The following is a 15204-nucleotide window of genomic DNA, read 5'->3' as shown; positions in this document are numbered from 1 at the left end:
CCACCTTTATAAATAGTAATGATAAAACACGAGGGAGAATGCCAAATGACAAAACCGATTGATGTATTTCAGAAAGGCGTCCTGCGCGCCAGCGCCTCGGCGATCGTAGTATCTACCGGGCTTGTGCCGATGACGGCGCATGCGCAGGATGCAGCAGCAAGCGAGCCTCAGGCCGAGGAGCAACGGGCCGGCGGTCTAGGTGAAATCATCGTGACTGCGCGCAAGCGGTCTGAGAACCTGCAGGAAACGCCGGTCGCGATCACCGCTATGAATGCCGAGATGCTCGAAGCGCGCGAAGTCAACAACGTCGCCCAGGTGGCCAAGTTCGCGCCCAACGTGAACATGTCGCCGGTTGCCAACATCTCCGGTTCCAGCGCCACGATCACCGCGTTCATCCGCGGCGTCGGTCAGACCGACTTCAACATTACCGTGGATACCGGCGTGGGCATCTATGTCGATGGCGTCTATGTCGCCCGCTCGGTCGGTGCGCTGCTCGACATGACCGACATCGCTGATGTGCAGATCCTGCGCGGGCCGCAGGGCACGTTGTTCGGCAAGAACACCATCGGCGGCGCGATCGTCGTCAATTCCGTCCAGCCGCAACACGAATTTGACCTGAAGCTCGAAGCGGCGACCGGCCGGTTCAACCGCGCCGATTTCAAGGGCATGATCAACGTGCCGCTGAGCGACAATCTCGCAATGCGCGCGGTTGCTTCCTATGAAACCCGCGACGGCTACCAGAAGCGTTTGTTCGACGGCGGCCGCCAGGGCAACAAGGACAGCTTCGGCGGACGCATTGCGTTCAAGTGGGAGCCGACCGATAAGCTGACCGTCAGCCTCAGCGGGGATATCAACATCCGCCGCGAAGAGCAGACGGCCATTTCGCTGCTCGAACTGCAGGACCAGAACGTGCCGCTGCGCTTCGTCGATATCCCGAACAGCGCGACGACACCCGGCGGCCCCAACCGCCAGATCGCTGCGCCCAGCTCGATGTATTTCTGGAACAAGATCCGCGTCACCGATGGCAGCTGTGGAGCACCTTGGGGCGGGTTTGGCGTTCCGGGTACCCTTGCGCCGACCGGCAACCCGGCCTGCGCCAGCACCCGCTGGATCACTGGCGACATCGACACCACCTGGGCTGGCGGCGTCAACCGGTCGGACTTCGATCTATGGGGCACGAACCTCACCCTCGATTACGATTTCGGCGATTTCAGCCTGAAGTCGATTTCGGCCTACCGCGACCAGAGTTCGCACATGGAATACGATTTCGACGGCACTCCGCATACGATCCTGCGGATCGCAAGCGATATCGATGTGTGGCAGGCCTCGCAGGAACTGCAGTTTACCGGAAGCCTGATGGATGGCCAGGTGAAGTTCGTTCTGGGCGGCTATTATCTCAAGGAAAAGGGCACTGACTACACCCCGATGGAATTCGGGTTTGCCCAGTTCTTTACTGGCGGCGACATCGACAACGACAGCTATGCCTCATACCTGCAGGCCACCTTCAAGGTGACCGACCGGTTCTCGATCACGCCGGGCATCCGCTACACTAACGAGACCAAGCGGTTCGACCCGTCTGTGCAGACGATCTTCAACGACCGCTCGCAACTCGATCCAGTGCTGGCATCGGTCTATCCGCAGGGCGCATTCGTCGCGTTCAGCCAGTGCCTCGTCGGACAGGCAAACCCGGCGGCCAACCTGTTCCCGTCAGGCCCGCTGGCCGGTTTCCCGCTACCGAACTGCACGCCTTCGGCGACCAACCCGGGCGGCAACCACACGATGCCGGCCATCGAGGTTTCGGCCAAGGCCAAGGAGTGGACCCCGGCGATCTCGGCGGACTACAAGATAACCGACAATTCGCTGATCTATGCGTCCTATTCGAAAGGCTTCAAGAACGGCGGGTTCAGCCAGCGCATCTTCCCAGCTGAAATCGCGACCCCCTCGTTCACGCCGGAATTCGTCGAATCCTACGAAATCGGCCTGAAGAACGAACTGTTCAACCGGCGCCTGCGCCTGAACATCGCGGCGTTCCTTTCCGATTACAGCGACATGCAGATCACTGTGAACGAAGGGATCGCTCCGAAGGTTCGCAACGCCGGTGCCGGCCGGATCAAGGGCTTCGAGATCGAAGGCGAAGCTGCCCCGATCGAACAGGTTCGCGTGAACTTCGGCGTGGGTTATCTCGATGCCTACTACACCAAGATCGATCCGAGCGCGGCGCCAGTCACGCTGGATTCGAAGTTCGCCTTCGTTCCCAAGTGGACAGCTTCGGCCGCGATCAACGCCGACGTCTATGAAGGCAGCATGGGCAAGCTGACCCTGCGCGGCGATTGGTCCTACCAGAGCGGCACCTTCAAGGATGCAGTCAACAGCCCGCAACTGTTCCAGCCCGCGTACAGCGTGTTCGGCACCAGTGCCTCGTTCACCGACAGGAGTGAGCACTTCACCCTGACTGCGGGCGTCACGAACCTGACCGACAAGCGCTATCTGCAGGGCGGCTATGTCGATCTCAACGTCGGCGGCGCCGCAACGGCCAGCTTCTCGCGTCCGCGCGAATGGTTCCTCAAGCTCGCCTACAAGTACTGATGAAGGCCCGAGGGCGGCGGACCGCCACCGCCCTCACCCTTGCCTCGACGGGCAAGGCCAGAACAGAATAACTAAGGAGAAATCCGATGGACGGACTGCGCTATTTTCTCATTCCGGTCATGACCTTGGCGGGCGTTATCGGATTCATGCTCGGCGGCAGCTACGTCTGGCTGGGCGCGGCGACCTTTCCGGTGTTGATGACGCTGGATATCCTGCTGCCGGCGGACCACAAGATGCGCGCGCAGGGCACGGCACTGCTTGGCGATTTCGCCATGTACCTCCAGCTCCCGTGCATGATCCTGCTGGTCTGGGCCTTTGCCCGATCGGTTGCGACCGCGATCAACCCGATCACCGGCGCCGACAATTCAAGCTGGCAACTGGCCGGATCGCTGCTCAGCCTGGGTTGGCTCTCGGCGGTGCCGACCCTGCCGGTGGCGCATGAGCTGATGCACCGCCGCCACTGGTTTCCTCGCTATGTCGCCAAGTGTCTGAGCGCGTTCTACGGCGACCCCAATCGCGATATTGCCCATATCGTCACCCACCACGTCCATCTCGACACGGCCAAGGATAGCGATACCCCTCGGCGCGGGCAGACCATCTACAGCTTCGTGTTCCAGGCGAGTTGGGGTTCCTACAAGGATACTTGGGAAAAGTCGGCCGAAATCCTCCGCAAGCTTGGCCATGCTTCGCTGGGATGGCGCAATCCGGTGTGGCTACTGCCGCTCTTATCGGGCAGTATCATCGTCTTTGTGGGCTTGACGGCAGGCCTTGGCGCGGCGCTGACCGCTGTCGGCGCGATGGTAATGGCCAAGATGTTCGTGGAGGGGTTCAACTACTTCCAGCACTATGGCCTGATCCGGGTCGAAGGGGCGCCGATCGAGCTCCATCACGCCTGGAACCACCTTGGCGCGATCGTCCGGCCGATCGGTGCGGAAATCACCAACCACATCAACCATCACCTTGACGGGCATATCCCCTTCTATGCGCTGAAGCCCGAACCGCAAGCGCCGCAGATGCCCTCACTGTTCCTGTGCTTCGCCGCCGGACTGATCCCGCCGGTCTGGTTCCGCTTCATCGCGCAACCGCGCCTCAAGGACTGGGACGAACGTTTCGCCACCCCCGGCGAACGCAAGCTGGCGGATCAGGCCAACGCACAGGCTGGCTGGCCGCGCTGGCTGGCCAGCACTTGAACGCCAGGCCAATCGTCCACCCTCATTCGGGCGACAATCTGCAACTGCAGATTCCGCCCGCCCATTTCGGAAAAACCCGACAATGTTTTCTTTCCTGCGCAAATCCAAGATGAACACCGTAACCGTGGAAGGATCGCCGACCACGCTTGACATACCGGCGGGCAAGACACTTCTTGAAGCGATGCTGGACGCGGGTCTGGCCATGCCGCACGATTGCAAGGTTGGCTCGTGCGGTACCTGCAAGTTCAAGCTCGTGTCTGGCAAGATCGGCGAATTGAGCCCGTCGGCCCTTGCACTTGAGGGCGACGAACTGCGCAGCGGCTTTCGCCTCGCCTGCCAGGCCATTCCGCGCTCGGATCTGACAATCGCGGTTGATGCGCCACTCTCGCAAGGGATCGCCATTGCTACATATCGCGGCACCATCGTCGCCGCACAACGGCTATGCGAGGATATAATCGGGCTGACCATCGAACTGGATCGGCCACTGGCCTTCACTCCCGGACAATACGCTGATCTGACCGCTCCCGGCATCGAAGGTGCACGCAGTTATTCATTCGCCTTCGCGACGGTTGGTGAACCCACCCAGCAACTGCATTTTCACATCCGGCACGTTCCGGGCGGCGCATTTACCGACTGGCTGTTCTGCACCGATCGCACCGGAATGGAGCTGAAGGTTACCGCCCCCTATGGGCAATTCGCCCTCAAGGACAGCACTGCCCCCATTCTTTGCATCGCCGGGGGTAGTGGTCTAGCGCCGATCATCTCGATTCTGGAGCAGGCGCTCGACCGGGGCGCAGACCGGGCGGTGCACCTGCTGTACGGTGCGCGCCGTAAGTCCAATCTCTATGCCCTCGACAAAATTGCGGCCCTTCGTCAACGCTGGATGGCCCCTTTCGAATTCGTCCCGGCCTTGTCGGATGAAGAGCCAGACAGCGACTGGGCAGGAGCGCGTGGGCTGATCACCGAGCAGATTGCGGGCGTTGCAGACCTGGCGGCGCACGAAGCCTATCTGTGTGGCCCACCGGCGATGATCGACTTTGCCGAAGCGCAATTGCTTGCCGCCGGCCTCTCACGTTCGGTCATTTCGGCCGACCGCTTTCTTGATCGCAGCAATCGCACGTAAAAAAAGACGGGCGCTCGACGAATCGAGCACCCGCCAAGGGTGGAGAGATCTAAGCCGCTTCAGCTTCCGGGGCGTTTGCCGATGCCGATTCCACCGTCGCTGAGCAAAACCGTTCCTGTCATGTAGGCCGAGTCCCGACGCGAGGCGAGCAAGGCATAGAGGCCGGAGTGATCATCCGGTTCGGCGATCCGCGCGAGCGGCGTCATCCCGGCAATCATCGCGTCGAGCCCTTCCATATCTTCCATGTGAACATCGGCTGTTCCGCCCGCATGGGTACCGCCCAGCGGCGTTCGGGTGCCGCCTGGCGCCACGCCGTTGACCCTGACGTCGGGGGTTAGTTCCCAGGCGAGCTGGCGGATCAGGCCCAGCACGGCGTGCTTCGACGCCACATAGGGCGTACCGCCACCGCCGGTGTAGAAGCTTGAAGTCGAGGCAGTAAAGATGATGCTGCCCTTGGTCTTACGCAACTCCGGAATTGCGGCACGGGCGCCAAGGAAGTAGCCCTTTACGTTGACGCCGAAGATCTCGTCCAGCGTTTCCGAGAGCTTTTCGGGTTCCATGTCCGCAAGCGGGGTCATGAAATCCCAGATCCCGACATTGCCGACGAACACGTCAAGCTTGCCGAATGCAGCCACGGTTGCGACGACTGCCTTTTCGTTGTCGACATAATTGCGGACATCGCCCTCAATCACGACTACTGCGTTGCCATGCCGCGTACGCACCAAGTCGGCCTGAGCGGCATCCCTGACCAGGACGCCAACCTTGGCACCTTCTTCGATAAAGCGCGCGACGACCGCCTCACCGATCCCTGTGGCGCCGCCGGTTAGCAGCGCCACTTGTCCTTCGAGCCTTGCAGTCACATCGTTCCTCCCGAAGATCGCGGGTTCTCGATCACTGATCGAACATCCCGACGCGGCCTTCCTGAAGGTTGACCACGACCGACTTTGTCTGGGTGTAGTGGTTCAGCACTTCATGGCTGAATTCACGCCCGAAGCCGCTCTGCTTGTAACCGCCCAGCGGCATGTTGGCCTTAAGGTTGTAGTAGCGGTTGATCCAGACCGTGCCGGTTTCAAGCTGACGCGCGATCCGGTGGGCGCGGGCAAGATCCTTGGTCCACACGCCGCCGGCCAGGCCGTAGGTGGTGGCATTGGCCTGCTGCATCATGTCGGCTTCGTCGTTCCAGCTGATTACAGTGGTCACCGGCCCGAAGATCTCCTCCTGCGCGATGCGCATTGTGTTCTTCACATTGGTGAACACCGTCGGCTTGATGAAGTTGCCACCCGCCAGATTTGCAGCATCGGCGCGGGTGCCGCCGGTCAAAACTTCGGCCCCTTCCTCGGTTGCGAGCTGCAGGTAGCTTTCTACCTTGTCGAACTGCATCTTCGACGCCTGGGCGCCAAGCTGGGTTGCCATATCGAGGGGATCGCCCTGGCGGATGCCTTCAAGCGCGGTTTTGAACTTGGCCAGGAACTCGTCCTGGATCGACTGGTGCAGGAACAGGCGCGAACCGGCCAGGCAGACCTCACCCTTGTTGAGCACAGTCGACATCGTAGCGCTTTCCACCGCCGCGTCGATATCGGCATCGCCGCACACGATGTGCGCCGACTTGCCGCCCAGCTCGAGCGTCTGCGGGATGATGTTTGCGGAGGCATACTGGATAATACGGCGGGCAGTGGCGATCGAACCGGTGAATGCTACCTTGGCGACATCGGGGCTGGTGACCAGCGCCTCGCCCACATCCGCACCATAGCCGGTGACGACGTTGATCACACCCGGCGGCAGCAGATCGGCCATTTCCACGAAGAATTCGATCACCGAAAGACAGACCGTCTCGGCCGGCTTCAGAACGACAGTGTTGCCCGATGCCAGCGCTGGTGCGATTTTGCACGCCATCATCAACATCGGTACGTTCCACGGGATGATCTGCGCGCAGACACCGAGCGGTTCGCGGTGAACGATGCCGATCGCATCGGGATAATCGAGCGTCTGGCCATGCAGGCCATAGGCCGCGCCAGCGAACAGCTCGAACTGACCGATAGTCTGGGTCATGTCGAAGAACATCGATTCGCGCATCGGCTTGCCGTTGTTCAACGTTTCGAGCGTCGCGTAGTGCGACTGGCGTGCCTTCAGCCGGCGCGCAATTTCGATCAGGATCTCCTGGCGCTCGCCGGGCAGGCTTTGCGACCACTTGGGAAAAGCAGCCTTGGCAGCGGCAATCGCACGCTCAATGTCCTTGGCATTGCCGGCCTGGATCTTGGTCAGCACCTTGCCGGTCGAGGGATTGAGTAGATCGATGGTCTTGCCGCTGTCCCCGGCAATCCACTCGCCGCCGATATAATGGCCGTACTCGGACTTAATGCCGTAGTCGTTTTCTGTACTTTTCAACTGCGTAGCCATGACAACTCTCCCTTGGTTTTCATAGAACTTCGATGACTAGGTCATCCATCGGATAGATCCGACAGGCCAGGGCGTATCCCTTTGCCTGGTCGGCGACAGAAACCTTGGCCGTGCTCATCTTGCCGGTCCGGTATTCGCCTTCAACAACTCGAACCAGGCAAAACCCGCAACCACCGCCACGGCAGCCCACTCCTATATCGCTGGAACCAAACTGCTCCATCGCGATCAGTACGCGTTCACCCTCGGGGCAAGCGAACTGCCCCCCTCCGAGGATCCGGATCTGGTAGGGCTCAAGCCTCATTCGACCAATCTTCTTCGACTCGGGGCTGCGCGGCAGCGGCCTTCGCCGCAAAGCTTACCCCCCCCACCGCGAAATGCGCTGGGTCCATCTCGCGAAGGATGACGCGAACTGACTCACGCGGCGCCCCGATCGCACCGATGGCAGCATCGGTCAGCGCCCGGATCAGCCGCTCTTTGGCTTCCGGCGGGCGCCCTTCGAGCAGGTTGACCTCGATGATCGGCATATCAGGCCTCCACCTGGAACATGACCGCGCCAAGGTTCTGCACGGTCGTCCGCACGGTCTGGCCGGGAGCCAGGTTGGGCGCGGCGGTGATGCCGCCAGCCATGACGATGTCACCGGCGTTGATCTGTTCGCCCGCTTCGGCAACCAGCCGGGCCGCAGCAACCAGCGAACGGATGGGGTGGCCAAGGATCGCCGCGGTCGACCCGACCTGTACCACTTCGCCATCGATTTCGAGGATCACGCCCAGATTCGAAAAATCGATCCGGGGATCGTGCCAGGATCCGATCACCAGCCCCGACGAGGAAGTGTTGTCGGCGATCACGTCCTCGAGCGCGAACTTGAAGTTCTCGTAACGGCTGTCGATGATCTCCATCGCCGGGGCGATCGCTTCGACTGCTGCCAGCGCAGCGGCGGCAGTCACCTTACCGACCAGCGGGGCCTTCATCAGAAAGGCGACTTCCGGTTCGACCCGGGGGTGGACGTAGCGCGCGCGCGAAAGGGCGGATCCTTCCTCGACCAGCATCGCATCGGTCAGCCTGCCCCAGGCCACTTCGTCGACGCCGACCTGCAACATCTTGGCCCGGCTGGTCAGCCCCATCTTGACGCCGATGCGCCGTTCGCCACGCGACAGGCGCCGATCGACCGAGAGCTTCTGCACCTGATAGGCCTCTTCCACCGTGAAAGCGGTGTCCACAGGGGTGATTTGCGGGGTAGCTGTTGCTTCACGCTGTGCAGAGTCGAGCATTTCCGCGTATTTCGCCAGCCTGTCCATCTCAGTTGGCCTTAGCTTTGATCAGATCAAGCGCAACGTCGATGATCATGTCTTCCTGGCCTCCGACCATCCGGCGGTTGCCCAATTCGACGAGGATCTCGCGGGTATCGATTCCGTACTGTTCCGCTGCCTTTTCCGCATGGCGCAGGAAGCTTGAATAGACGCCTGCATAGCCCAGGCTGAGCGTCTCGCGATCGACCCTCACCGGACGGTCCTGAAGCGGGCGTATGATGTCGTCCGCCGCGTCCATCAGCGCCATCACGTCGCAGCCGTGCTTCCAGCCCTTGCGGTTGGCGGCGGCGATGAACACCTCGAGCGGTGCGTTACCGGCTCCCGCACCCATCCCGGCAAGGCTCGCGTCGATCCGCACCGCGCCCGTCTGCGCGGCGACGATCGAATTGGCCACGCCCAAGGACAGATTGTGGTGCGCATGGATGCCGCGTTGGGTTTCAGGCTTGAGCACCCGGTCATAGGCTTGGAGACGTGCGATCACGCCATCCATGTCGAGCGCCCCGCCGCTGTCGGTGACATAGACGCAATGCGCGCCATAGCTTTCCATCAGCAGCGCCTGCTGCGCGAGCGCTTCGGACTCGATCATGTGGCTCATCATCAGAAAGCCCGATACGTCCATGCCCAGATCGCGCGCGATGCCGATGTGCTGCTTGCCGACGTCGGCCTCGGTGCAGTGGGTCGCGACGCGCACGGAGCGCACCCCCATGGCATAGGCGCGCTTGAGTTCTTCGGCGGTGCCGATGCCGGGCACCAGAAGCGTTGTCAGCACCGCGTTCTGGATGACATCAGCGGCAGCCTCGATCCAGTCCCAGTCGGTATGGGCGCCAAACCCATAGTTGAAGGTCGAACCGTTCAGGCCATCGCCGTGCGAGACCTCGATCGCATCCACCCCTGCCTCGTCAAGCGCCTTGGCGATCGTGCGCACGCTGTCGGTGCCATACATATGCAGGATGGCGTGCATCCCGTCGCGCAAGGTCACGTCCTGGATGTAGAGCCGATCAGATGTTGGATCAAAGGTCATGCTGCGATCTTTTCCATATGAGTCTTGGCCAAGCTCTCGCCTGCCGCCTTGGCGGCAGCGGTCATGATGTCGAGATTACCGGAATAGTTGGGCAGATAATCGCCCGCGCCCTCGACCTCGAGGAACACGCTGGTCTTGAGGCCTTCGAATTCACCGTAGCCGGGGATCTTGAGCGGCCGGTTCGAACCGAAGCGTTCGAACTGCACGTCCTGCTTGAGCCGGTAGCCCGGCACGTATGACTGCACCCTGGCAATCATCGCCAGGACCGAATCGCGCACCTTTTCCTCATCGACCATTTCCGACAGCGTGAAGATCGTATCGCGCATGATCATCGGCGGTTCGGCGGGATTGAGAATGATCACAGCCCGGCCCTTGGCCGCACCGCCGACAGTCTCAATCGCCCGCGCGGTGGTGCGGGTGAACTCATCAATGTTGGCACGGGTGCCGGGACCGGCGGAGCGCGACGAAACCGACGCGACGATTTCCGCATAGTGCACCTTGGCCACCTGCGAGACCGCCGCGACGATCGGAATCGTAGCCTGGCCGCCGCAGGTCACCATGTTGATGTTGCGAACGGTCGCATCGACCGCGGGGTTGACAGGCGGGATGGTCGCCGGACCGATCGCTGCCGGTGTCAGGTCGACCATCAGCTTGCCGTCGCGGGCGAGTATCTCGTCATGCGCCTTGTGCGCATAGGCCGAAGTCGCATCGAAGGCGATGCCGATATCGGCATATTGCGGCATCCGACACAGGCCCTCGATCCCCTCGTGAGTGGTGGCCACGCCCCTTTCGCGGGCCATCGCCAGGCCTTCCGAGGCCGGATCGATCCCGACTACCGCTGCCAGCTCCAGAGTGTCCGAGCCCTTGAGCAGTTTGATCATCAGATCAGTGCCGATATTGCCGGAACCGATAATTGCGCACTTCATCCTGGCCATTTGACCAACCTCCACTTCCAATTCAGTCAGCAGCAAACGTAGCTCGGACAGTGCCAAGCCCATTGATCCGCGCTTCAACGACATCTCCGCGAGAAACCCCGGCCATCGGGCCGAGCGCGCCCGAAAGGATCACGTCGCCTTCCAGCAGGGGCCGCCCGGCATTCGCCATGACCCGCGCCAGCCACAGGGAAGAGGTGATTGGGCTACCAAGACAGGCGATCCCGGCGCCGACCGAAATCGGTTCGCCTTTTACCTCCATAACCATGCCGCACGTGCGCAAATCCAGCCTATCTAGCTTGCGCGGCACCGCGCCGAGCACGAACAGTCCGCTCGACGCGTTGTCGGCGATCGTGTCCCAGATCTTGATGTCCCAGTTGGCGACGCGGCTGTCGACGATCTCGATTGCCGGAACGACATATTCGACCGCGCGGATCATCTCGGCGGTGGTCATGTCGGGGTGGGGCAAATCCCGCCCAACGACGATCGCAATCTCGGCCTCGACCTTGGGCTGGATGACCTGATCAAGCGACACCGGGATACCTTCCGGCACGTCCATGTCTGCGAACAGCATCCCGTAATCGGGCTGGTCCACCCCCAACTGGCGCTGGACTGCAAGCGACGTCAGGCCGATCTTGCGCCCTACGAGCCGCCGCCCGCTAGCCAGGTAGTGCCGGGTGTTGGATTCCTGCACAGCATAGGCGGCCTCAACGCCACCGGCGGCAATCAGGTCTCGGATCGGACTGACCGGTGTGCCGCTTTCGGCGGCGCCGCGCAGCGCCAGAGCCGCTTGTTCGATGGTTTTAGGGTCGATAGTCATCGTCTTAAAGCTTTACGCAGATGTTGGTGATCTCGGTGTAGAATTCGAGGCTGTGCACCCCGCCTTCCCGGCCTATGCCGGAATGGCCGGACCCGCCGAAAGCCGTGCGCAGATCGCGCAGGAACCAGGAATTGACCCAGCACACCCCCACCTCCATCGCCGCCGCCACGCGGTGTCCGCGGGACAGGTTTTCGGTCCAGACTGAGGCGCACAGGCCGTATACCGTATCGTTTGCCAGCGCGATCACCTCGTCCTCGCTGTCGAACGGTAAGATGCCGCAGCACGGCCCGAAGATTTCCTCGCGCATCACGGTGTCGCCGTGGGCGACGTCGATCCACAACGTCGGTTCCACGAAGAAGCCGCCGGCTTCCGCGCCCGAGATTTCAGGAACGCCGCCGCCGGTGACCACGGTGGCCCCGTCCTCGACCGCACGGCGATAGTAGCCCAGCACTTTCTCGCGGTGCTCGGCGCTGATCAGAGGGCCGAGATAGGCGCGATCACCGGTCACGCCCGGCTTGAAGTCCTGCGCCGCCGCCGCCATCCGCGCCACGAAGGCATCGAAGATCGGCCGTTCGACATAGACCCGCTCGGTTCCGAGGCAGACCTGCCCGGTGTTCAGGAAGACCGAGCGCGACAGACCCTCGACCGCTTTGTCGAGGTCGGCATCGGCGAACACGATCGCCGGGTTCTTGCCACCGAGTTCGAACGAGATGTCGCGAACGCCGGTCGCGGCCTTCTGCATGATGGCCTGTCCGGTGCCGGTTTCGCCGGTGAAGGTGATGGCATCGACATCGGGGTTGGACGTGAGGAATTCGCCGGCCGAACCCGGACCGAATCCATGGACGACGTTGTAGACACCCTTGGGCATGCCCACCGCGTTCATCACTTCGCCCAGTAGGGCAGCGGTACGAGGCGTTTCCTCGGACGGCTTGACCACCACGGTATTGCCGCAGGCAAGCGCCGGGCCAACCTTCCAGGTCATCAGCAGCAGCGGGAAGTTCCACGGGCAGACGACGGCGACCACACCCTTGGGCTTGCGCACGGTATAGTTGAACGCCTGGCCGCCATCGGGGGTTGGCGTGTTGAAGCTTTCGCCCGGCATCGTCGAGACGACATCGGCGAACATGCGGAAGTTAGCGGCTCCGCGCGGAATATCGATATGCGACGCAACATGACGCGGCTTGCCGGTGTCGGCCACTTCGGCAGCCAGGAAATCATCCGCTCGGCGTTCGATCTCGGTCGCCACGGCGGTGATCAGCTTGACCCGTTCGGCCGTGGTCATCTTGCCCCACGGCCCGGTAAGCGCGGCCTTGGCCGCAGCCACGGCGTCGGCGACGTCTGCCTGGCTTGCTTCGTGCACAACCCCGATCTCGGCCCCGGTGGCCGGATTGACGTTGGAAAACGACTTGCCCTCGCTGCCTTCGCGATAGGACCCGTCGATGAAGTTCAGGATAGTATCCGTGATTGGAGAGGAGGAGACGGAAGTCATTGGTGCATATTACCTACGTTTTGCCAGAACCCATGGGGCGTCAGAATTGCCTTGCGCCGATCGCAGCGAGGCCGGCGTTGGCGTACTCGACGTCCATCGCTTCGCTCCCGCCGGAAATACCAATCGCACCGACGAATTCACCGGCAATTTCGATCGGTAGGCCGCCGCCGAACATCGCTATTCCCGGCTGCGCGACGATCCCGTCGCGCAAGGCCGGATTGCCCGAAACCATCGCATAGAGATCCGGCGTCGGGACGCGGAAGCTGGCGGCGCTGTAAGCCTTGTCCTGCGCGATCTTTGCAGACGGCGAAGGGGAGCCGCTGGCGCGCACGAACGCGACCAGGTCTCCCCCCGCGCCGACCACCGCGGCAACGACCGGACAGCCCGCCGCCGCACCCATGGCAACGGCGGCAGCCGCTGCCTTGAGCGCCAATTCGTGGCCTACTGTCCGGACCGAAACCACCCCGTCCATGATCAGGTGTTCACCGTCATGAAGCGGTCGTTGAGCGCCTTTTCGTAGTAGAAGATGGCCTTGCCGGCGTTCTCTGCCTGCCACAGGCGCTGCGGATTGTCCGGATAATAAATGTAACCGCCGCTGAAGGTTTCGTTGCGGTTGCCCGAGGGATCGAAGAAGTAGATCGTCTGCCCGCGGGTGATCCCATGACGGGTCGGCCCGATATCCAGCGAAATATCGTAGCGGCTGATGATGTCGGCGGCATGGCCAACATCGTGCCAGGATTCCAGGTTGAACGAGGTATGGTGGATCTTACCGTCTTCGGGATAGCCTAAGAAGGCGACATCGTGTGCTTTGTTGCTGCAGCTAAGAAAGATGCCGAGCCGGGCGCCGCTGGTTTCATCGACCAGTTCCTCGGCGACTGAGAAATCAAGCGCATCGACAAAAATCTTGGCCGAACTGGCTATATCCACGCCGTTGAGCGCACAGTGATCAAAGCGGGTGGCACGCATGCCACGTGGCTCCACGACCCAGACATCGGGGTTCTTGACGGCCGGACCGGTGGCCGACAGCGCCATCTCGGCGTAAAGTTCGAAGACGTGCTGTGTCGGCGTGTTAAACCGAATCTTGCGGCCTACACCGGGATCTTCCCCCGCCGGGATCACGTCGACATGGACACCGATATCGAGCAAGCGCTCGGTAAAATGGTCCAAGTCCGCGTCCTTGGCGACCTTGAAGCCCATCACATCCATGCCCGCCTGATCGGCCTCGCGAAGGATGATACTGTGACGATCGAATTCGTCGAACGCCTGGAAAAAGGCCCGATCCCCCTCGCGATTGACGAAGTTTAGACCAATCCGGTCGCGGTAGTGGATAATGGCCTCGTCCAAGTCCAGAACCCTGAGCTGGACATAGCCAGGACGAATTACACCAGTCAAAGCCATGAAGAATCTCCTCTCCGATCAGGCCTTGAGGCCATGCTTAAAGAACTCGGCAACCATCCGGTTGAAACTTGCCATCCGCTCGATCTGCACCCAGTGTCCGCATTCGGCGAACAGGTGCAGATCGGCCCGCTGCATCAGCGTGGCCAAGCGTACGGTAGAATCGAGCGGGATCACCTGATCGGCAATCCCGTGCAGGATCAAGGTCTCGTGCGCGATTGCGGCGATGTCCTCCTCGCGGCTGGCGAGCATCGCCACGTTGGCCTGGCGGTCGGCGCCGCCGAACGTTGCATGATAGGGTTCATGTGCTTCGGGCCGGGCGCTGGCGACATAGCGCGACTGGATCAGATCCTCCGTCAGGCGGCTGTGATCCCAGGCAAGGTACTTGAGCGATTCGCGCATGGCCTCAACTGACGGCACGTAGCCCCAAACCTTGTCGAGCGCAGGAGTAATCGGAAAGTTGAGCCCTGCAGGCCCCATCAGAACGGCGCGTTCCACCCGATCGGGGTGGGCAATCATGAATGCCAGCGTGATCCCGCCACCGAACGAGTTGCCGACCATCGAAATCTTGTCGATGCCCAATCCGTCGAGAAAACTGGCGAGCTGATCGACCCAGACCTGCTTGTCTTCGATCCGGCCCTTGCTGTCCGAATAGCCGAAACCGAACATGTCGGGCGCGATGACCCGGAAATCCTGAGCAAGAACCGGAATGTTCAGGCGCCAGTTGGCCCATGCAGTCACGCCAGGCCCGGAACCATGAACCAACAGGACCGGATCGCCCTCGCCGACGTCATGATAATTGGTCGAGCTTCCGCCGATGACGAACGAATTGGCGATTTCCGGTCGGCTCGTGTCCAATGTCGCGCTTGCCATGATAGCCAACCAGTCCTTTCCCGCTTAGTTGATTTTGTATCCACATGGTGTCGGGACCGAGTCGGCGAAC

At 61.7% G+C, this 15204-nt stretch carries 15 protein-coding genes; 3 read left to right on the top strand and 12 right to left on the bottom strand.

Annotation, left to right across the window (positions count from 1 at the left end; translation table 11 throughout):
- Positions 1 to 45: 45 nt before the first annotated feature.
- From A8G00_RS06805 to A8G00_RS06795, 3 genes are all read left to right on the top strand, one after another.
- Complete coding sequence (locus A8G00_RS06805) at positions 46 to 2586, top strand: TonB-dependent receptor (RefSeq protein WP_103000337.1); 2541 nt, start codon at positions 46 to 48, stop codon at positions 2584 to 2586.
- An 86-nt stretch (positions 2587 to 2672) separates the two neighbouring features.
- Positions 2673 to 3776 (top strand): alkane 1-monooxygenase, encoded by a 1104-nt coding sequence (locus A8G00_RS06800; protein ID WP_008828148.1) that lies wholly within the window; start codon positions 2673 to 2675, stop codon positions 3774 to 3776.
- Between the two features lie 82 nt (positions 3777 to 3858).
- Positions 3859 to 4899: a 2Fe-2S iron-sulfur cluster-binding protein gene (locus A8G00_RS06795; protein ID WP_008828147.1), complete on the top strand. Its 1041-nt coding sequence runs from the start codon at positions 3859 to 3861 to the stop codon at positions 4897 to 4899.
- A gap of 59 nt (positions 4900 to 4958) precedes the next feature.
- On the opposite strand, the gene hcaB is transcribed toward A8G00_RS06795, so the two are convergent.
- From hcaB to A8G00_RS06735, 12 genes are read right to left on the bottom strand one after another with little or no spacing between them, the layout of a single operon-like run.
- Positions 4959 to 5759, bottom strand: coding sequence for a 3-(cis-5,6-dihydroxycyclohexa-1,3-dien-1-yl)propanoate dehydrogenase (gene hcaB / locus A8G00_RS06790; RefSeq protein ID WP_031309914.1), 801 nt, complete (start codon positions 5757 to 5759; stop codon positions 4959 to 4961).
- A gap of 31 nt (positions 5760 to 5790) precedes the next feature.
- On the bottom strand, positions 5791 to 7296 hold the full coding sequence (locus A8G00_RS06785) for an aldehyde dehydrogenase (RefSeq protein WP_008828145.1): 1506 nt from the start codon (positions 7294 to 7296) through the stop codon (positions 5791 to 5793).
- A 19-nt stretch (positions 7297 to 7315) separates the two neighbouring features.
- Positions 7316 to 7597, bottom strand: a complete 282-nt coding sequence (locus A8G00_RS06780; protein ID WP_008828144.1) for a 2Fe-2S iron-sulfur cluster binding domain-containing protein — start codon at positions 7595 to 7597, stop codon at positions 7316 to 7318.
- Positions 7587 to 7820 (bottom strand): 2-hydroxymuconate tautomerase, encoded by a 234-nt coding sequence (locus A8G00_RS06775; RefSeq protein ID WP_008828143.1) that lies wholly within the window; start codon positions 7818 to 7820, stop codon positions 7587 to 7589. The genes A8G00_RS06780 and A8G00_RS06775 overlap by 11 nt, the downstream gene beginning before the upstream one ends.
- A 1-nt stretch (position 7821) precedes the next feature.
- Positions 7822 to 8592: a 2-keto-4-pentenoate hydratase gene (locus A8G00_RS06770; protein WP_024020833.1), complete on the bottom strand. Its 771-nt coding sequence runs from the start codon at positions 8590 to 8592 to the stop codon at positions 7822 to 7824.
- 1 nt (position 8593) lies between these two features.
- Positions 8594 to 9625 (bottom strand): 4-hydroxy-2-oxovalerate aldolase, encoded by a 1032-nt coding sequence (gene dmpG, locus A8G00_RS06765; protein ID WP_008828141.1) that lies wholly within the window; start codon positions 9623 to 9625, stop codon positions 8594 to 8596.
- Positions 9622 to 10560: an acetaldehyde dehydrogenase (acetylating) gene (locus A8G00_RS06760; protein ID WP_008828140.1), complete on the bottom strand. Its 939-nt coding sequence runs from the start codon at positions 10558 to 10560 to the stop codon at positions 9622 to 9624. Before A8G00_RS06760 ends, dmpG begins: the two co-directional genes overlap by 4 nt.
- Positions 10561 to 10582: 22 nt before the next feature.
- Positions 10583 to 11377, bottom strand: a complete 795-nt coding sequence (locus A8G00_RS06755) for a 2-keto-4-pentenoate hydratase (RefSeq protein WP_008828139.1) — start codon at positions 11375 to 11377, stop codon at positions 10583 to 10585.
- A 4-nt stretch (positions 11378 to 11381) separates the two neighbouring features.
- Complete coding sequence (locus A8G00_RS06750; RefSeq protein ID WP_008828138.1) at positions 11382 to 12866, bottom strand: 2-hydroxymuconic semialdehyde dehydrogenase; 1485 nt, start codon at positions 12864 to 12866, stop codon at positions 11382 to 11384.
- Between the two features lie 40 nt (positions 12867 to 12906).
- On the bottom strand, positions 12907 to 13338 hold the full coding sequence (locus A8G00_RS06745; protein ID WP_037517470.1) for a heme-binding protein: 432 nt from the start codon (positions 13336 to 13338) through the stop codon (positions 12907 to 12909).
- A 2-nt stretch (positions 13339 to 13340) separates the two neighbouring features.
- On the bottom strand, positions 13341 to 14264 hold the full coding sequence (locus A8G00_RS06740) for a catechol 2,3-dioxygenase (RefSeq protein WP_024018961.1): 924 nt from the start codon (positions 14262 to 14264) through the stop codon (positions 13341 to 13343).
- 18 nt (positions 14265 to 14282) lie between these two features.
- Positions 14283 to 15134 carry an alpha/beta fold hydrolase gene (locus A8G00_RS06735; RefSeq protein ID WP_008828135.1) on the bottom strand — a complete coding sequence of 284 codons (852 nt, stop codon included), beginning with the start codon at positions 15132 to 15134 and terminating at the stop codon, positions 14283 to 14285.
- Positions 15135 to 15204 lie beyond the last annotated feature (70 nt).

This window comes from Sphingobium sp. SA916 (assembly GCF_002894065.1).
In the GTDB taxonomy this organism is placed as follows: Bacteria; Pseudomonadota; Alphaproteobacteria; order Sphingomonadales; family Sphingomonadaceae; genus Sphingobium; species Sphingobium fuliginis.
This window is presented reverse-complemented; position numbering and strand designations above follow the sequence as displayed.